Below are 17,953 nucleotides of genomic sequence, written 5' to 3'. Positions count from 1 at the left end.
GCGCGATGTTCGAACGGATGTTCGACTCGCCCAGTGTAGGTCGGCTGCCCGGCAGCCGCGACCCGTAGTCTCGGAGGATGACCAGCGAACCCTCCACCCTCGTCATCCTCGGCGCCAGCGGCGACCTCACGGAACGCCTCCTCCTGCCGGGTCTCGGCAGCCTCGTGGCGAGCGATCGGGGGCGCAGGATCCAGCTCATCGGCACCGGACGGAGCGAACGCAGCCCGCAGGAGTGGACGAAGACGGTCAAGACCGCGTTCGACTCGGTCGACGCCACGGGACGCCGGGCAGCGGGCATCGTCTCGTCCACCAAGTACATCCAGGCCGACCCCACCGACCTCGACGACCTGAAGCGCATCCTCGAGGCGTGCGAGGGCGCGCCGGCCCTCTACTTCGCGCTGCCGCCGGCCATCTCCATCGCGGTGTGCGAGCAGCTGGAGAAGCTCGACCTGCCGGAGGGCACCACGCTGGCGCTCGAGAAGCCGTTCGGCTCGAACAGCCGCAGCGCCGCGCAGCTCAACCGCCAGCTGCTGAAGCTCGTGCCGGAGGACCGCATCCACCGCACCGACCACTTCCTCGGCCTCTCCACGGTGCTCAACCTCGTGTCGCTGCGCTTCGCCAACCGCTTCTTCGAGTCGGTGTGGAGCGCCCGGGACATCGAGAAGGTCGAGATCCTCTACGACGAGACGCTCGCGCTCGAGGGCCGCGCCGCCTACTACGACAAGTCGGGCGCGCTCGTCGACATGATCCAGAGCCACCTGCTGCAGGTGCTCGCGGTCTTCGCGATGGAGCCGCCCGCGAGCATCGACCCGGACGACCTGCGCTCGAACATCGCCTCGGTCCTCCGCGCCACCGAGGTGTGGGACAACGACCCCGTCGCGCACAGCCGCCGGGCCCGGTACACGGGCGCGACGGTCGACGGCACGCGCATCCCCGCGTACGCCAAGGAGGAGGGGGTGGATCCGGCCAACGAGACGGAGACGCTCGCCGAGGTCACGTTCGGCGTCGCGAACGCGCGCTGGGCGGGAGTGCCGTTCCGCCTGCGCTCGGGCAAGGCCCTCAAGGAGGCGTCCAAGCGCATCGTCGTCACCTTCAAGCCGGTGGCGCACCTGCCGCGGGGCCTCCACGGCTCCGCCCGACCGGACCGGCTCATCATCGACCTCAAGCCCGACGGCATCTCGCTCGAGGTCACGATGGACGGCACGGGCGAGCCCTTCACGCTCACGCAATCCACGTTCCGCGCGGAGTTCGCCCAGCCCGAGCTCACCCCGTACGGCGAGGTGCTCGACGGGATCCTCGCGGGTGATCCGCGCCTCTCGGTCCGCGGCGACGTGGCCGAGCGGTGCTGGCGCATCGTCGCGCCCGTCATGCGCGCCTGGAAGGGCGACCGCGTGCCCATGGCCGAGTACCGCGCGGGATCCGCGGGGCCGACCGCCTGGCGCTGACCGCCCCACGTCGACCTCCCGCATGACGGCTCCCTGGGCGTCGTCGCCTCCCGGCGGCGGCGCCCTCGTCGCGTCCTAGCGTGAGGGCATGCCCGTGACCCTCACCGAGATCCCCCTGCCCGCCGCCGCGCCCGGGGCGTCGCCCGGCCTCCACGGCGTGCTGGCGGTGCCGGACGGGGAGGGCCCCTGGCCCGCCGTCGTGGTGGTGCACGAGGCCTTCGGCGTCACCGACGTCATGCGCCGCCAGGCCGAGCGCCTCGCCGAGGCCGGCTTCCTCGCGCTCATGCCCGACCTCTTCTCCGCGGGCGGCGCGCGCCGCTGCCTGGTCGCGACATTCCGGACGCTGGCAGCGGGGGAGGGCCGCGCGTTCGTCGACGTCGAGTCCGCCCGCCGCGCCCTCCTCGCCCGCGCCGACTGCACCGGGCGCGTCGGCGTCATCGGGTTCTGCATGGGCGGCGGGTTCGCCCTGGCCGCGGCCTCCCGGGGCTTCGACGCGTCGAGCGTCAACTACGGGATGCTGCCCGAGGACCTCGACGGCGTGCTCGACGGCGCGTGCCCGATCGTCGCGAGCTACGGCGGCCGCGACCGGCAGCTCGCGGGGTCCGCCGACCGCCTCGAGGCCGCCCTCGTGGCGCACGGCATCGACCACGACGTGCGCGAGTACGCAGCCGCCGGGCACTCCTTCCTCAACGAGGCCGAGATGGGTCCCCGGCCGCTCCGCCCGGTGCTGCGCGCGGTCGGCATGGGCCCGGAGCCCGCGTCGGCGGCGGACGCGTGGCGGCGGATCGACGCCTTTCTCGACGCCCACCTGCGCGGCGAGGAGCGGACGGGCGCCTAGCGCACGGGCCCGCGCGCCGAGCGGACTCTCCACCGCCCTCGGCTACCCTGTGGAGGATCCGGGTGCCCGCGCCCGGCGCTCCCCGCCCGGCGACGAGAGATCCCCCATGCAGCACGCCCCCCAGAGGACCCGCTCCGACCGGGCCCGCGTCCGCGGCATCGCACGGCACGGCCGGCTCCGCACCCCGAGCGCCGGACGCACCGTGATGAAGGGCATCGCCGCGACCGTGGCGGTCGCCCTCGTGAGCACGCTCTCGGTCGTGGGCATCGCCGCCTGGGACCTCTCCCGCACCGTCGCCGACAACACGGTCGACATCTCGGGCGGCCAGACCATGCCGCCGTCGCTCGGCGGCATCGACGGCGGCGCGAACATCCTCATCGTCGGCAGCGACAGCCGCGCCGGCCAGGGCGACGGATACGGCGCCGCGAAGGACGTGGGCACGGCCACCCTCAACGACGTCACGATGCTGCTCCACATCAGCGAGGACAGCAGCCGCGCGACGGTCATCTCCTTCCCGCGCGACATGCTCGTGCCCATCCCCGAGTGCGAGGGCCCCGACGGCACGAAGTACGCCGCCAGCTCGCGCGCCCAGCTCAACGAGTCGCTGTCGCGCGGCGGCTTCGAGTGCACCGTGCGGATGGTCGAGGGCCTCACCGGGCTCGACATCCCCTACGGCGGCGTCGTGCAGTTCAACGGCGTGGTCGAGATGTCCAACGCCGTCGGCGGCGTCGAGGTCTGCGTGGCCAACGGCATCTACGACAAGAAGACCGACCTGTCGCTGGATCCCGGCCTCCACACGCTCCAGGGCAAGGACGCCGTGCAGTTCCTCCGCACCCGCTACGGCGTCGGCGACGGCAGCGACATCTCGCGCATCGGCAACCAGCAGGTGTTCCTGAGCGCTCTCGTGCGCACCATCAAGAGCACCGACACCCTCACCAACCCCGCCAAGCTCTACGGCATCGCGCGCGCGGTGGTCGACAACATGCAGCTGTCCACGTCGCTCGCCGACCTCGACACGCTCGTCTCGGTCGCGCTCACCTTCAAGGACATCCCGCTCGACGACGTCGTGTTCCTGCAGTACCCGGGCACGGTGCTCGCCAACGGGCGGGTCCAGCCGGACGAGGCGGCCGCCGCGCAGCTCGTGGGCCTCCTCGCGTCCGACGCGGACTTCTCGCTCGGCCAGGCGGCGACGTCCGACGAGTCCGGCAGCGTGCCCGCCGACGGGGCCACGACCCCGCCCGCCACGACCGCGCCGCCGACCGGCGGGTCGACGACGCCGCCCACCGCGACGGCCGAGGTGCTCGACCCGAGCATCACCGGCCAGACCGCCGCGCAGAGCACCTGCTCCAACGGGCAGGGCTGATCCGGCGCCGCCGTCAGCGCGCCGACCGTCCTCGCGAGGCCGGATCCGGGGCGGCCTCCGTCGCGCGCGCCGCGAGGAACGCCCGCACGACGGGGTTCGGATCGTCGGCGCGCGTCGCGACGTGCACCGTCGAGGTCGCGCGCGAGTCCCGGAGCGGGACGACGCGGACCGTGTCCGGCGCGCCGACCGTCGCGCTCCGCGGGGCGATCGTCACGCCGAGCCCCGCCCCCACGAGGTGGATGATCATGGTCCACGTCGACCCCTCCTGGACGACCCGCACGATCCGGCCCCGTTCGGTGACGGGCTCGAGGTTCCGCGCGTAGGCGTCGTCGCTCGCGCGTCGCGGCGGGAACACGAAGGGCTCGTCGGCGAGGAGGGCGGCGTCCACCGCGGGCAGGGCGGCCAGCGGATGCGCGGCCGGCACGACCGCCGCGAACGGCTCGGTGAGGAGCTCCGCGAGGTCGACGCCGTCCGCCGGATCCGGGTCCCGCACGATCGCGACGTCGAGCTCGCCCCGGATCAGCGCCTCCATCAGGTCGACCGTGAAGCCCTCGCGCACCCGCACCTCGACGTCCGGGTGATGCGCGCGGAACCGCCGGATGCTCTCCACGGGCCCGGTCCGCTCCGCCGGGATCGCGACGGTCGAGTGGACCATGCCGAGGTCGAGCCGCCCCGCGTCCCCGCGGGCGATGCGCGCCACCTCGTCGAGCCCGGCCTCGGCCTGCCGGAGCAGCGCGCGCCCGCGATCCCGCAGCGCGGCGCCGGCCGGCGTGACGGCGACGCTCCGGGAGGTGCGCACGAGCAGCGCCACGCCGAGCCGGCGCTCGAGGCGCTGCACCTGCTGGGAGAGCACCGGCTGGGCGATGCCGAGCTGCTCCGCGGCCCGGCCGAAGTGCCGCTCGTCGGCGACGGCGAGGAAGGAGCGGACGAGGCGGAGGTCGAGATCCATTCACGAACGCTATCGGAGCGACGTCTTCCATATTGGACTCGGCCCGCGGCGGCGGAGATGCTGGATCCATGAGCACGCACGCCGAGAGCCCGTCCGCACCTGCATCCGCCCCGATCGAGATCTCGCCGCTCGTCGACGACGCCGACGCCCGCGCCTTCCGCGCGTTGAACGAGGCCTGGATCACGACGCTGTTCGCGCTCGAGCCCGACGACGAGCGCGTGCTGGCCGACCCGCGCGGCCAGGTCGTCGACCGCGGCGGCGCGGTGCTCCTCGCCCGCGACGGGGACCGCGTCGTGGGATGCGTCGCCCTGATCCCCGAGGGCGACGGCCTGTGGGAGCTCGCGAAGATGGCGGTCGACGCGTCCGTCCGCGGGCGGGGGACCGGGCGGAAGCTGCTCCTCGCCGCGCTCGACGAGGCGCGACGACGGGGAGCGGGCGCCGTGGTGCTCGGCAGCAGCGTCGACCTGCCGGCGGCCGTCCACCTCTACGAGAGCGTGGGGTTCCGGCACGTGCCGCCCGCGGAGGTCGGGCACATGCCCTACGCGCGGGCCAGCGTGTTCATGCGGCACGACCTCGGCGACGGGCCCGGGGCCGAGCGCGACTGACGCGTCTTCGTCAGCGCTCGGCGGGCGCCTCGACGATCCGCGGGTCCGGGAAGGCCGTCTCGACCGCTGGCGCGTCGGTGCCGCGGGCGCGCATCCAGACGAAGAAGCCCGCGAGCGTGAAGGCGCCGTAGAAGACGTACATGAAGGCGGACGCGTAGTAGCCGGCGCTCACGAGCAGCGGCACGCCGACGAGGTCGACGGCCACCCACACGAGCCAGAACTCGACCCAGCCCTTGGCCATGCCGTAGGTGGCGAGGAGCGAGCCGACGAAGATCCAGGCGTCGGCCCACACGGGCTCGTAGGAGCCGAGCGCGCGGAAGACGGGCGTGAGGATCGCGGTGCCGCCGACGAGCGCGACCACGAGCAGGATCCGCTCGCGACCGGACGCCCACTGCGGGACGACGGGCGCGCCGCCGTGCCTGGCCTGCTGCCAGCGGTACCAGCCGTAGACCGACACGGCGATGAACATGACCTGGCGGCCGGCCTGGCCGAGGAGGTTCACGGGGTTCGGCGTGCCGAAGACGGCGCCGAGGAAGACGGTGAACAGGAGCACGTTGCCGACGATGCCGACGGGCCACGCCCACACCTTGCGGCGCATGCCGCCGAGCGCGCTGGCGAGGCCGAAGAGGTTGCCGACGATCTCGCGCCAGAGGATGGTCTGGTCGCCGATGCGGAGCTGCGCGTCGAACAGCCACTCGAGTGCCGCCATGCGGGATCCCTCCGTGCGCCGCGGTCCGGGTGACCTGCGTGCGGGCGCCGTGCGCGGCGCCGATGGGGTGAAGGCGCGGGCGCCCCCGGCTATTCCCCGGGCCGCCCGGCACCCGGCGAGGGGGCGGCCTCAGGCGAACAGGCGCACGTCGAGCTCCTCGTCCGACGCGGTGACGAGCGACCAGCGGCCGCGCGCGTCGACGCTCAGGTCGAACGAGCCGTCGACCCGGCGTGCGCCCGTGGTGAGCGGCACGGCCTCGACGCGCCACATCCGCAGCTCCAGCAGGTGGGCGCTCGCGCCGCGGGGCGCGCGGCCCGTGCGCTGCCACCAGTCGACCCGCGCGATCCACCGCTCGGGCGAGCTCACCACCCCGTAGACCACGCCCCGCCAGGTGAACCGCAGCGGCGATCCGTCGCCCGAGAGCTCGACCTCCACGTCCTCGTCGATCCGCATGGTGCCGCTCCTCTCGCCCGCGCCGGCCGCGCTCCTGCATTCGAACGGATGTTCGAACGTCTGATCCGAGTGTAGGAACGCCCGCCGACATCCACGAGGGGAGCGGGCGGATCCACCTCACCCTCGACCGGAGGCTGAGGGTCGTGTCCGGATCGCGCGCATCGGGCATGGATCGGCGGGTCGCCGCGTTGGCACCAGGGTCCCGAGGGCGGCAGACGCCCCCTCGTCATCGACACCCGAGGAGGGTCCACATGACCGACACCACCACCCGCCCCGCCGGCGCCTCCGGCACCTTCACCATCGGCGGCGACCTGCCCGTCGTCCGGCTCGGCTACGGCACCATGCAGCTGACCGGCGAGGGCGTCTGGGGCGCCCCCGAGGACCCGCAGGAGGCCGTCCGCGTCATCCGGCGCGCCGCCGAGCTCGGCGTCACGTTCTTCGACACCGCCGACTCCTACGGCCCGTTCGTGGCCGAGGAGCTCCTCAAGGAGGCGCTCCACCCGTACGCCGACGACGTCGTCATCGCGACCAAGGGCGGGCTCACGCGCCCCGGCCCCGGCGACTGGCAGCCCGTCGGCCGCCCCGAGTACCTGCGCCAGCAGGCCGAGCTGAGCCTGCGCCACCTCGGCCTCGAGCGCATCGACCTCTACCAGCTGCACCGCATCGACCCGGCCGTGCCGCTCGCCGACCAGATCGGCGTGCTCAAGGACCTGCAGTCCGAGGGCAAGATCCGCCACATCGGGCTCTCCGAGGTGCAGGTCGACGACGTGAAGGCCGCGCGCGAGATCGCCGAGATCGTCTCCGTGCAGAACCTCTTCAACCTCGCCAAGCGCGACGCCGAGCCGCTGCTCGACTACGCCGAGGCCGAGGGCCTCGCCTTCATCCCGTGGTTCCCGCTCGCGACCGGCGAGCTCGCGAAGGACGGCGGCCCGCTCGACGACCTCGCGAAGCAGCACGACGCGCGCGCCTCGCAGCTCGCGCTCGCGTGGCTCCTGCGCCGCTCGCCCGTCATGCTGCCGATCCCCGGCACCAAGTCGGTCGGGCACGTCGAGGACAACATCGCCGCGGCGGGCATCGAGCTCACCGACGACGAGTTCCAGGCGCTCACCGACGCCGTCTGATCCACCCGCACGCAGGAGGGCCCCGCAGGATCGCTCCTGCGGGGCCCTCGTGCGTGGCGCCCTCGTGCGTCGGCCGCGGGCTAGGACCCGATGCGGGTGCCCGAGTCGTCCGCGAGCCCGAGGTCGTCGAGCTGGGCGAGGAGGCTCGCGCCGTCGGGCGCGTAGACCCACGGCACGGAGCTGTCGAGCGCGCGCTTCTCGGCCTTGGCCCGACCGCCCGCGAGCACGGCCTCGCCCGCGCTGAGCTGCCGGATGAGCACGACCTTCACGTTGTCGGGGTGCTGCTCCGCGAACTCGCCGTAGAGGAGCTCGTCGTGCTGGCCGTCGTCGCCCGCGAGGATCCACTTCACGCGCGGGAACTCCTCGGCCAGCCGCTTCAGGTTGAGCCGCTTGTGCTCCATGCCGCTGCGGAACCAGCGGTCGACCGTGGGGCCCCAGTCGGTGAGGAGGATCGGGCCCGGCGGGTACAGGTTCCGCGACAGGAACCGCGTGAGCGTCGGCGCCACGTTCCACGCGCCGGTCGAGAGGTAGAGGACGGGCGCGCCGGCGTGCCGGACGCGCAGCCGCTCGTAGAGCACCGCCATGCCCGGCGTGGGCGTGCGGGCGTGCTCGTCGAGCACGAACGTGTTCCAGGCGGCGAGGAACGGCCGGGGGAGCGCGGTCACCATGACGGTGTCGTCGACGTCGCTGAGGATCCCCGTGCGCACGTCGTCGCCGACGATGAACACGGGCGCCTCGACGGTCTCGGACCCCTCGGACCGGATGCGGATCGTGTGCCAGCCGCTCGGCAGGGTGGCCTCGACGACCTGGTCGACGACGCCGCCGCGGTCGGCCCGCACGTGGTGCTCGGTCCCGTCGATCTCGACGACGACGTCGACGTCGGTGAGCGGCACGCTCGTGAAGCTCCGCCAGCCGCGGACGACCTTGTCGCCGGCCAGCGCGCGCTTGCTCTTCGGGTCGGTGAGGAGGACGCGGCAGAGGACGCGGACCCAGCGGACGGATCCGTAGCCGGCGTAGGGGATGACCGTCGCCTTCAGCCCGCGCTTGCGGGCACGGCCCTCGCGGATCTCGTGGATGCGGTCCTCGATGCGCGCCGCCCGGTGCAGCACGGGTGCGGCGGCCGGTGACTCGAGGAGCGTGCGGGTCGCGTGCTTCTTCTTCTTCGAGGAGGGGGCCACGCGCCCAGTCAACCAGACGCGGGGAGCCGGCCCGTCGTCACACGGGCCGCGCGAGCTCCGCCGTGTCCGGCGCGCCCTGGTCGATCCCGGGGCCGACCTCGTCCATCGCGAGCTCCTCGATCACGTCCTCCGCCTGCGCGGCGACGGCCCGCACCAGGTCGGGGGAGCCCTCGGCCGTGGGATCGAGCCACTCCTCGACGACGTCCGGGGAGAGCACGACGGGCATGCGCTCCGCGAGCGCCTCCACCGTGCCGGCCGCCGGCCGGGTGAGCACCGCGCAGCTGAGCACCCAGCGGGCCGGGTCGTCGGCGGCGCGCGCGGGATCCCGCCACCACTCGTACAGCGCGGCGAGGAGGACCGTGCCCTCGCCCGCGCCGACGAGGTAGGGGGTGCGCAGGCCGTCGTCGGTCTCGTGGTGCTCGTAGTAGCCCGTGACGGGGATCGCCGCGCGCCGGGACACGAGCGCCTGCAGGAGCTCCGGCCGGGAGGCGAGCTGCTCGGCGGGGACCTCGGCGAGGGGCGGGCCCTGGTCAGGCCCCGGGGATCCCGCGGGCACGAGCCCCCACCGCGCGGACTCGAGGCGCCGCACGGGCACCTGGTCCTCGGTGTCGCCCTCGGCCCGGCGCGGCAGCGTGTCGACGACGACCGCGACGCGCCCGCCGGGGACGATGCGCCAGGAGGGCGCGGGGACGGCGTCGCCCGCGTGATCCACGTCGAGCAGCCCGACCAGGTCGTCGGCGGTCGTGGCCCGGGCGAGGATGCGCGTCATGCCCTCCATCCTGGCGGACGCGTCCGACGCCGACCGACGCCAGCGAGCCATCCGGGGACTGTCCGCGGAAGCCCCATTTGTTACGAAGTGGCGACAGCGGACGACCCGGTGCGACCGTTCCGGCGCCGGCGTGGTTCGCTGGAGGACCTGGCAAGTGTCGATTCGTAGCGCATACGAGGAATGAGCCACCATGATCGAGTTCCACCACGTCCGCAAGCAGTACCCGGACGGCACGCTCGCGATCGAGGACTTCAGCCTCGTCGTCCCCTCGCAGACCACCACGGTCCTCGTCGGATCCTCGGGCTGCGGCAAGACGACCCTCATGCGGATGATCAACCGGATGGTCGAGCCCACCTCGGGTCGCATCGAGATCGACGGCACCGACATCGCGTCGCAGGACGCCGTGAAGCTCCGCCGCAGCATCGGCTACGTGATGCAGAACTCCGGCCTCCTGCCGCACCGCAAGGTCGTCGACAACATCGCGACCGTGCCGCGGCTCACCGGTGTCGACAAGCGGACGGCGCGCGAGGGCGCCCTCAAGCTCATGGACACCGTGGGCCTCGACCGCTCGATGGCCGACCGCTACCCGTCCCAGCTCTCCGGCGGCCAGCAGCAGCGCGTCGGCGTCGCCCGCGGCCTCGCCGTCGACCCGAACATCCTGCTCATGGACGAGCCGTTCGGCGCCGTCGACCCGCTCGTGCGGGACGACCTGCAGAAGGAGCTCATCCGCCTGCGCACCGAGCTCGACAAGACCGTCGTCTTCGTGACGCACGACATCGACGAGGCGTTCCTGCTCGGCGACCAGGTCGTGATCCTCGAGAAGGGCGGCCGCATCGCCCAGCAGGGCACCCCGCAGGAGATCCTCTCCAATCCGGCGAACGACTTCGTCCGCGACTTCGTGGGCGCCGACAAGGGCAAGCGCGCGCTGCACGTCGAGGACACCGGCACGGGACAGGTGCTCGTCGACCGCGACGGCCGGCTGGTGGGCGTGCTCGACGACGAGGGGCGCGCCGCCGCCCGATCCGCATCCGCTCCGACCGAGGCGGGGGCCGCGCACGCCCCCGGTGCCCCGGCGCAGGGTGCGGGACCCGCGTGAACTGGGTCATCGCCAACTTCGGCACGGTGCTCGACCTCGCCGTGACGCACATCTCCCTGGCCGCGCCGCCCATCATCGTGGGCCTCCTGCTCTCGCTCCCGTTCGGCTGGCTGGCCAACCGCTACCGGCCGGTCCGCGGACCCCTGCTGACGCTCGGCGGGATCCTCTACACGATCCCGTCGCTGCCCCTGCTGATCGCGATCCCCGTCATCATCGGCACCACGATCATCGACCCGGCGAACGTGGTCGTCGCGCTCACGATCTACGCGTTCGCGCTGCTCGTGCGCATCACCTCCGATGCCCTGGCCGCCGTCCCCGCGGACGTGAAGCAGTCGGCGACGGCGATGGGCTACTCCGGCTGGGCGCGCTTCTGGCGCGTCGAGCTGCCGCTCGCGGGACCCGTGCTTCTCGCCGGTCTCCGCGTCATCTCCGTCAGCACGGTGAGCATGGTCACCGTCGGCGCGCTGACCGGGATCCAGAGCCTCGGCACGATGATCCTCAGCGGGTACCGGCGCTCCTTCTACACGGAGATCCTCACGGGCGTGGTCGGCATCCTCCTGCTGGCGCTCGCCTTCGACCTCATCCTCCTGCTCGCCGGCCGCCTCCTCATGCCGTGGGCCTCGGCGACGTCCACCCCGACGCGGCGTCGCACGCGCCGCGCCCTGCTCGCCACCGAGGGAGGCGCCTCGTGAGCTTCTTCGTCGACGCGTTCGCGATCATCCTCGATCCGTCCCGGTGGACCGGGACCGGTGGCTTCGCCGTCGCCCTGCGCGACCACCTCTGGTACACGTTCCTGTCGATCGCGCTCGCCTCGATCGTCGCCGTGCCCGCCGGCCTGTACATCGGCCACACCGGCAAGGGGCGCAACCTCGCCGTCGGGTTCTCCGGAGGCCTGCGTGCCCTGCCCACGCTCGGCGTGCTGGTGCTCCTCGGCCTGTACTTCGGCATCGGGCTGACCGGCCCGATCGTGACCTTCGCGATCCTCGGCATCCCGCCTCTGCTCGCCGGCGTGTACGCGGGCGTCCAGGCCGTCGACCGCGCGACCATCGACGCGGCGCGCGCCGTCGGGCTGACGGAGTGGCAGATCCTCGGCCGCGTCGAGATCCCGCTCGCGCTGCCGCTCATCATCAGCGGGTTCCGCGCGTCGACGCTCCAGGTGATCAGCACCGTCACGCTCGGGGCCTACCTCGGGCTCACCGGCCTCGGTCCGTACATCTTCACCGGACTCACGACGCGGAACTTCCCGCTCATGCTCACCGGCGCGATCCTCGTGACCGCGCTGGCGCTCGTCGTCGACGCGGTCTTCGCGATCGTCCAGCGCGCCGTCGTCCCCCGCGGCGTCGTCGCCGCGTCGGGACGCACCCCCGACTCACCGCGGGCCTCGTCGAGGCCCGCGGTCAGCACCACTCCCTGAAAGGAACACAGCACATGACCCACAGCATCACCCGCCGGCTCCTCGTCGGCACCGTCGCGCTGGGCACCGCGATGGCCCTCGCCGGCTGCTCGTCCGGCGATCCCCTCGACACCTCGGGCGGCTCGGCCTCGGCCGCGCCCACCGACACGATCTCCGTCGGCTCCGCCGCCTTCGGCGAGAACGTCATCCTCGCCGAGGTCTACGCGCAGGCCCTCGAGGCCAACGACGTGAAGGTCACGCGCAACCTGCAGATCGGCGAGCGCGAGGTCTACCTCAAGGCGCTCGAGGAGGGGTCCATCGACCTCATCCCCGAGTACACGGGCAACCTGCTCTCGGCGTACGACACGGAGTCCACCGCGACCTCGAGCGACGACGTGTACGCCGCGCTCGGCGACGCCCTGCCGGACGGCTTCGAGGTGCTCGACGAGTCGCCCGCCGAGGACAAGGACTCCTACAACGTCACGAAGGAGTACTCGGAGACGAACGGCGTCACGAGCCTCTCCGACCTGAAGGGCAAGGGCGTCCGCGTCGGCGGCGGCGCGGTGCTGGGCGAGCGCGAGTACGGGATCCCCGGCCTCACGGGCACCTACGGCATCGACGCGAGCCTCGTCACCATCGAGGACCAGGGCGGCCCCAACACCGTCAAGGCGCTCCTCGACGGCCAGGTCGACATGGCGAACATCTACTCGACCACGCCGTCGATCCTCGACAACGGCTTCGTGACGCTGGAGGACCCCGAGAACCTCATCAAGGCGCAGAACGTCGTGCCGCTCGTCAACACGGCGAAGATGAACCCGGACGTCACCGCGATCCTCGACAAGGTGTCGGCCGCGCTGACCACCGAGGACCTCACCGAGATGAACCGCCGCAACCAGGGCGACGAGAAGGCCGAGCCGGCCGCGATCGCCGCCGACTGGCTGAAGGAGAAGGCCCTCTTCTAGAGGCGCCGACCGGGCGGAGACGCCCGGCACCCGCGAGGGGTCGACGCGCGAGCGCCGGCCCCTCGCGCCGTCGGTGCCCGGCCCGGGCACGACGGAGCATGATGGATCGACCGCACACGACCTTTCCCGACGGCAGGAGCCCGCGCATGGCCAAGAAGAAGTCCCCGACCGGAGAGGTCAGCGTCCTCGGCGCCGTGACCACGGTCGCCCGCGAGGTCCGCAAGCACAAGACGGTCGCCGAGTCGGCGCCGCACGGCCAGGGCGCGAACATCCCGCCCGCCCCCAAGCGCAGCCCCGAGGAGCTGAAGCGCGACATCCGCGCCGGGCGCGACGAGCTCGCGCGCACCGTCCGCGAGCTCGAGACGGCGCTCGACGTGCCGGCCCGCGCGTCCGAGCTCAAGGCCGACGCCTCTGCCCGCGCCCGCGCCCTCCGCGACGACGTCACCACGCGCGTCCGCACGACCGGCCGGGACGTCGCGCGCCGCACGCGCGCGTTCACGAAGGAGGACCCGGCCGTGGCCGCGTCGATCGGCGCGGGCGCGGTCGCCGTCGTCATCGCGATCGGCGCCGCGGTCGTCTCCGGCGGCCGACGCTGATCCCCTCGATCCGCTCCATCGCCACGGCGGTGCCGCCGACCGTCCTCGCCCAGGACGGCGTACGCGACCTCTTCGGCAGCCAGCCGGAGCTCGGGCGCCTCGGCACGCGGCTCGTGTCGGCGGCCTTCGGCGCGTCCGGCATCCGCACGCGCCACACGGTGCTCCGCGAGCTCGGCACGGCGCCGGGGATGGCGGGAGCCGACGCGCCGGTCGACGCGGACGACGGCGAGCCCGTCTTCTACGACCGGGCGAGCGGGCGGATCCTCACGCCGGGGACCGGCGCCCGCAACGACGCGTACATCCGCGAGGCCCCCGCCCTGCTGCTCGGCGCGGCGCGGCAGGCGCTCGACGAGGCCGACGGCGTCGAGGCGGCGGACGTCACGCACGTCGTCACCGTCTCCTGCACGGGCTTCTACGCGCCCGGCCCCGACTACGCCGTCGTGCGCGGACTCGGGCTCGGCGCCGCCACCCAGCGCTTCCACCTCGGCTTCATGGGCTGCTACGGCGCGTTCCCCGCGCTCCGCATGGCCGCCCAGTTCTGCGCGGCCGACCCCGACGCCGTCGTCCTCGTGGTCTGCGTGGAGCTCTGCTCGCTGCACCTGCACTCCTCGGGCGACGCCGACACGATCGTCGCCTCCTCCGTCTTCGGGGACGGGGCCGCGGCCGCCGTCGTCACCGCGCGGCCCGCGCCCGCCGGATCCACCGTCCTCGACCTCGACGCGTTCGAGACCGTCCTGACGCCCGTGGGCGAGGACGACATGGCGTGGACCATCGGCGACCAGGGCTTCGACATGATCCTGTCGAGCTACGTGCCGAAGATCATCGACGAGCACATCACGGGCGCCCTCGTGCCGCTGTGGGCCCAGGTGCCCGCGCTCGCGGGCGTCGCGCCCGGCGCGATCGAGGACTGGGCCATCCACCCGGGCGGCCGCAGCATCCTCGACCGCGTGGAGGACCGGCTGGACCTCGCGCCCGCGCAGCTCGCCGCCTCGCGGTCGACGCTCGCGGAGGTCGGCAACATGTCGAGCGCGACGGTGCTGTTCGTGCTCCGGCGGATCCTGCACCGGACGCCGCCCGCCGACGTGCCCGGCCGGCCGGACGTCGCGGAGTCCGCACCCGCCCCGGCGACCGGGCCCGGCGCGGGACGCGTGTGCGCCATGGCGTTCGGGCCCGGCCTCACGGTCGAGACCGCGCTCATGACCCGCCGGACCGCCTGATGGACCTCTCGCGGCGCGACGCCGGGCTCACCGAGCTCATGGACGACCCGGACTGCGATCCCGTCGCACTCGACCGCACCTACGCGCGGTTCGGCATCGTCAACCGCGTGGTCGCCGGATGGCGCGGGGTCTACCGGTCGCGGATCCGCCCGCTCCTGTCCGCGGAGCGGGAGACGACGCTCCTCGACATCGGCTCCGGCGGCGGCGACGTGCCGCTCGCCCTCGCGCGGTGGGCCCGGCGCGACGGGCTGCGGCTGCGCGTGACGGGCACCGACCCGGATCCGCGCGCCGCCGCCTTCGCGGGCGCCCGGCCGCGCGACCCCGACGTCGAGTTCGTCGCCGCGTCGAGCGGGGACCTCGTCGCCGCGGGCCGCCGGTTCGACCTCGTGACGAGCAACCACGTGCTCCACCACCTCGACGAGGCCGCGTTCGACGCGCTGCTGGCCGACTCCGCCGCGCTCGCCCCGCGCGCGATCCACGGCGACATCGCGCGCGGCCGCATCGCCTACGCGCTCTACGGCCCCGCCTCCCGGCTCGTCGCGCGCGGCTCCTTCGTGCACGTCGACGGGCTCCGGTCGATCCGGCGCAGCTGGACGCCCGTCGAGCTCGCCCTCCGCGTGCCCGCCGGCTGGCGCGTCGAGGGGGCCGTGCCGTTCCGCGTGCTCGTCGTCCGCGACCCGTCGGCGGGCCGCGCCGGCCCCGTCGGGCGCCCGGGCCGATGACGCGCGTCGACGCGCTGGTCGTGGGCGGCGGGCCCGTCGGGATCCACCTCGCCGCGCTCCTCGCGCAGGCCGGGCTCGACGTGCGGGTGTGGGAGGCGCGGACGGCGCCGGCCCTGCTGTCGCGGGCCATCGGGATCCACGCGCCGTCGCTCGACGCGTTCGACCGGCTCGGCGTCGCGGACGAGATGGTCGCCCAGGCGGTCCTCGTCCGGACGGGCATCGCGATGGGCCCCCGCGGGGAGCTCGGGCGCGTCTCGTTCGCCGGGGTCTCGACCACGCACCCGTACGTCGCGGCGCTGCCGCAGTGGCGCACCGAGGCGATCCTCGCCGCGCGACTGGCCGCCCTCGCGCGGGACGCGCTGCGGCGCGGGGTGACGCTCACGGCGCTCGACGCGGATCCCGTCGGGCTGCCGGGCGGCGTCGTCCGCGCGACGGGCGAGGACGCCGACGGAGCGTCCGTCGAGGTCACCGCGTCCCTCGTCATCGGCGCGGACGGCCCGCGCGGCGCGGTCCGCGGGCTCCTCGGGATCGGCGTCGACGAGCGCCCCCTGCCCGACCGCTTCCTCATGGGCGACGCGCCCGACCGCACCAACGGCGGCGACGACGCGGTCGTCACGCTGCACCCGGACGGCGTCGTCGAGTCCTTCCCGCTGCCGGGCGGTCTGCGCCGCTTCGTCGTGGGCCTCCGCGACGGGGAGCGCGACGGGGATCCCGCCAACGTGCTCGCTCGCGCGGTGGGGGAGCGCACCGGGCACGACGTGTCGGCCTCGGAGCTGGATCCCGTCAGCGGCTTCGGCGTGCGTCGGCGCCTCGCGCGCCGCATGGTCGCCGGACGCGGCGTCCTCATCGGCGACGCGGCCCACGAGATCAGCCCCATCGGCGGGCAGGGCATGAACCTGGGCTGGCTCGACGCGGACGCCCTCGCGCCGATCCTCGTGGACGCCGTCCGCGGGCGCGGGGGCGTGCCGGATGCCACGCGCCTCGCCCGCTGGGAGCGCGACCGGCTCGCCAGCGCGCGCCGCGCCGCCGTCCAGTCGGAGATCAACACGGCGCTCGGGCGTCCCGTCCGCGGGCTCACCCGGATCGTGCGCGATGCGGGGCTGCGCGCGGTGCTCGCCTCGCCCGCCGCGGCCGGTCTGGCCTCCGTCTACGCCATGGGGCGGGACGCGGGCGCGCGCGTCAGGTGAGGCGGGTGGCGTTCAGCGCGATCTGGGCGACGAGCAGCAGCGACGCCGCCATGATCAGCTGGAACAGCAGGCGCCCCGGCGGCCGGGTGACGACGCGCACGGCACCCCACGCGGCGATGCCCAGCGTGACGACGAGCCCCGCGACCGCGAGCGGCGTGATCGCGTGCGCCGGATCCGCGAGCACCGGGCCCACGGCGACGATGACCGCACCCAGCGCGAGCGCCCCGAACGCCACCAGCCCGGACGGCACGCGCCCCAGGCGGTGCGGCAGGCCGCGGACGCCCGTGCGCGCGTCGTCCTCGAGGTCGGGCAGCACGTTGGTGAAGTGGATGGAGACGCCGAGCACCGCGCCCGTCGCGACGGCCCACGCGGCGGCGAGCGCGGGATCCTCGGCGCCGAGCGCGACGACCGTCGGCAGGATCCCGAAGGCCACGACGAAGGGCACCACGCTCGCCGCGGTGCGCTTCAGCCCGGCGTTGTATGCCCAGCCGGCGCCCACGAGCACGACGTGCGCCAGCAGGAAGGCGGGCCCGAGCGCGGCGGACGCGACGAGGCAGGCCGCCGCCGTCGCGAGGGCGGCCGCCCGCACCTGGCCGACCGTGATCTCCCCGCGCGCGACGGGCTTGTCGGCCCGCGCGACGCTGCGGTCGCGCTCGGCGTCGATCCAGTCGTTGGAGAGCCCGATGGACAGCTGCCCGAGGAGCACGGCCAGCGCCACGGCGACGACGCGCCCGACCCCGTAGCCGAGCGCGACCGCGAGGCCCGCGGCCAGCACCGTCACGGTGGCCGTCGGCCCCGGGTGCGAGGAGAGGGCGAGGAGCCGGAGCCGGCGGATCACGCGAGCGTCAGCGCGTAGCAGCGGGAGCCCTCGGAGTCGGCGTAGGCGCCGAAGCGGGGGATCTCGGTCCAGCCCTCCCGGGCGTAGAACCGCATCGCGTCGGGCTGCTCGGGTCCGGTCTCGAGCACGAGGTCGACCACGCCGAGCCCGCGGGCCGCCTCCTCGAGCGCGCGGAGGAGGGCCGTCGCGACGCCCGTGCCGCGGACGGCGGGCACCACGTACATGCGCTTGAGCTCCGCCCAGGGCGTCCCGTCGCCGCGGTCGCCGAGCGGGCGGATCCCGCCGCAGCCGACGGGCGTCCCGTCCCCGTCGCGCGCGACGAGGAAGGCGGCCATGTCGGCGGCCGTGGGCTTCGTGCCCGGCTCCGTGTCGCCGCCGTAGCGGAGGTCGAGCTCGGCGCGCTGGGCGGCGCGGAGGGCGGTGGCGTCGTCGTCGTCCCACGCGACCCGCGCGATGGTGAGGTCCATGCGTCGATCCTGCCGCACGGACCGGAGCCTCCTGACCGCTCCGCT

General features: G+C 74.2%; 20 protein-coding genes. 13 read left to right on the top strand and 7 right to left on the bottom strand.

What is annotated here, in order from left to right; translation table 11 throughout:
* Positions 1–77 precede the first annotated feature (77 nt).
* The 3 genes from FGI33_RS05675 (at position 78) to FGI33_RS05665 (ending at position 3,646) form a co-directional block, all read left to right on the top strand.
* Positions 78–1,445 (top strand): glucose-6-phosphate dehydrogenase, encoded by a 1,368-nt coding sequence (locus tag FGI33_RS05675; RefSeq protein WP_119434946.1) that lies wholly within the window; start codon positions 78–80, stop codon positions 1,443–1,445.
* An 88-nt stretch (positions 1,446–1,533) separates the two neighbouring features.
* Positions 1,534–2,283, top strand: a complete 750-nt coding sequence (locus FGI33_RS05670; protein WP_119434945.1) for a dienelactone hydrolase family protein — start codon at positions 1,534–1,536, stop codon at positions 2,281–2,283.
* Positions 2,284–2,389: 106 nt separating this feature from the next.
* Positions 2,390–3,646 carry an LCP family protein gene (locus FGI33_RS05665; protein WP_119434944.1) on the top strand — a complete coding sequence of 419 codons (1,257 nt, stop codon included), beginning with the start codon at positions 2,390–2,392 and terminating at the stop codon, positions 3,644–3,646.
* 13 nt (positions 3,647–3,659) lie between these two features.
* Here FGI33_RS05665 and FGI33_RS05660 read toward each other — a convergent pair whose 3' ends face one another.
* Complete coding sequence (locus FGI33_RS05660) at positions 3,660–4,595, bottom strand: LysR substrate-binding domain-containing protein (protein ID WP_237582365.1); 936 nt, start codon at positions 4,593–4,595, stop codon at positions 3,660–3,662.
* A 68-nt stretch (positions 4,596–4,663) separates the two neighbouring features.
* Here FGI33_RS05660 and FGI33_RS05655 point away from each other — a divergent pair, with 68 nt between their 5' ends.
* Positions 4,664–5,200, top strand: coding sequence for a GNAT family N-acetyltransferase (locus tag FGI33_RS05655; protein ID WP_119434359.1), 537 nt, complete (start codon positions 4,664–4,666; stop codon positions 5,198–5,200).
* 10 nt (positions 5,201–5,210) lie between these two features.
* Here the strand turns inward: FGI33_RS05655 and pnuC are convergent, their stop codons facing one another.
* Together pnuC and FGI33_RS05645 are read right to left on the bottom strand one after the other, a co-directional pair.
* The gene (gene pnuC / locus FGI33_RS05650; protein WP_119434358.1) at positions 5,211–5,909 is read right to left on the bottom strand and encodes a nicotinamide riboside transporter PnuC; all 699 of its coding nucleotides are present in this window, start codon (positions 5,907–5,909) and stop codon (positions 5,211–5,213) included.
* Between the two features lie 129 nt (positions 5,910–6,038).
* Complete coding sequence (locus FGI33_RS05645) at positions 6,039–6,362, bottom strand: DUF6504 family protein (protein WP_015490206.1); 324 nt, start codon at positions 6,360–6,362, stop codon at positions 6,039–6,041.
* Positions 6,363–6,613: 251 nt separating this feature from the next.
* Between FGI33_RS05645 and FGI33_RS05640 the strand changes: the two genes are divergently transcribed.
* On the top strand, positions 6,614–7,483 hold the full coding sequence (locus tag FGI33_RS05640) for an aldo/keto reductase (protein WP_119434357.1): 870 nt from the start codon (positions 6,614–6,616) through the stop codon (positions 7,481–7,483).
* A gap of 80 nt (positions 7,484–7,563) precedes the next feature.
* Here the strand turns inward: FGI33_RS05640 and FGI33_RS05635 are convergent, their stop codons facing one another.
* Positions 7,564–8,661 carry an App1 family protein gene (locus FGI33_RS05635; protein ID WP_237582364.1) on the bottom strand — a complete coding sequence of 366 codons (1,098 nt, stop codon included), beginning with the start codon at positions 8,659–8,661 and terminating at the stop codon, positions 7,564–7,566.
* A gap of 37 nt (positions 8,662–8,698) precedes the next feature.
* Complete coding sequence (locus FGI33_RS05630; RefSeq protein WP_119434356.1) at positions 8,699–9,430, bottom strand: SOS response-associated peptidase; 732 nt, start codon at positions 9,428–9,430, stop codon at positions 8,699–8,701.
* Positions 9,431–9,620: 190 nt separating this feature from the next.
* Here FGI33_RS05630 and FGI33_RS05625 point away from each other — a divergent pair, with 190 nt between their 5' ends.
* The 8 genes from FGI33_RS05625 (at position 9,621) to FGI33_RS05585 (ending at position 16,603) form a co-directional block, all read left to right on the top strand.
* Positions 9,621–10,526, top strand: coding sequence for an ABC transporter ATP-binding protein (locus tag FGI33_RS05625; protein ID WP_119434355.1), 906 nt, complete (start codon positions 9,621–9,623; stop codon positions 10,524–10,526).
* Positions 10,523–11,218: an ABC transporter permease gene (locus tag FGI33_RS05620; RefSeq protein WP_119434354.1), complete on the top strand. Its 696-nt coding sequence runs from the start codon at positions 10,523–10,525 to the stop codon at positions 11,216–11,218. Before FGI33_RS05625 ends, FGI33_RS05620 begins: the two co-directional genes overlap by 4 nt.
* Complete coding sequence (locus tag FGI33_RS05615) at positions 11,215–11,940, top strand: ABC transporter permease (protein ID WP_119434353.1); 726 nt, start codon at positions 11,215–11,217, stop codon at positions 11,938–11,940. Before FGI33_RS05620 ends, FGI33_RS05615 begins: the two co-directional genes overlap by 4 nt.
* 14 nt (positions 11,941–11,954) lie before the next feature.
* Positions 11,955–12,881, top strand: coding sequence for an ABC transporter substrate-binding protein (locus tag FGI33_RS05610; RefSeq protein WP_119434352.1), 927 nt, complete (start codon positions 11,955–11,957; stop codon positions 12,879–12,881).
* 146 nt (positions 12,882–13,027) lie between these two features.
* Positions 13,028–13,477 (top strand): DUF3618 domain-containing protein, encoded by a 450-nt coding sequence (locus FGI33_RS05605; RefSeq protein WP_237582457.1) that lies wholly within the window; start codon positions 13,028–13,030, stop codon positions 13,475–13,477.
* Positions 13,474–14,694, top strand: coding sequence for a type III polyketide synthase (locus FGI33_RS05600; protein WP_237582456.1), 1,221 nt, complete (start codon positions 13,474–13,476; stop codon positions 14,692–14,694). The genes FGI33_RS05605 and FGI33_RS05600 overlap by 4 nt, the downstream gene beginning before the upstream one ends.
* Positions 14,694–15,416 (top strand): class I SAM-dependent methyltransferase, encoded by a 723-nt coding sequence (locus FGI33_RS05595; RefSeq protein ID WP_237582363.1) that lies wholly within the window; start codon positions 14,694–14,696, stop codon positions 15,414–15,416. Before FGI33_RS05600 ends, FGI33_RS05595 begins: the two co-directional genes overlap by 1 nt.
* Positions 15,413–16,603, top strand: coding sequence for an FAD-dependent oxidoreductase (locus FGI33_RS05585; protein WP_272930246.1), 1,191 nt, complete (start codon positions 15,413–15,415; stop codon positions 16,601–16,603). The genes FGI33_RS05595 and FGI33_RS05585 overlap by 4 nt, the downstream gene beginning before the upstream one ends.
* On the opposite strand, the gene FGI33_RS05580 is transcribed toward FGI33_RS05585, so the two are convergent.
* Entirely contained in the window at positions 16,596–17,441 is an 846-nt protein-coding gene (locus FGI33_RS05580) for a UbiA family prenyltransferase (protein ID WP_119434665.1), read from the bottom strand. The genes FGI33_RS05585 and FGI33_RS05580 overlap by 8 nt on opposite strands.
* Entirely contained in the window at positions 17,438–17,908 is a 471-nt protein-coding gene (locus tag FGI33_RS05575) for a GNAT family N-acetyltransferase (protein ID WP_119434666.1), read from the bottom strand. The genes FGI33_RS05580 and FGI33_RS05575 overlap by 4 nt, the downstream gene beginning before the upstream one ends.
* Positions 17,909–17,953: the final 45 nt, after the last annotated feature.

The sequence above is a fragment of the Clavibacter phaseoli genome (genome assembly GCF_021922925.1).
Taxonomy (GTDB): domain Bacteria; phylum Actinomycetota; class Actinomycetes; order Actinomycetales; family Microbacteriaceae; genus Clavibacter; species Clavibacter phaseoli.
The sequence above is the reverse complement of the archived record's forward strand: the minus strand, read 5'-3'. Positions and strand labels throughout refer to the sequence as shown.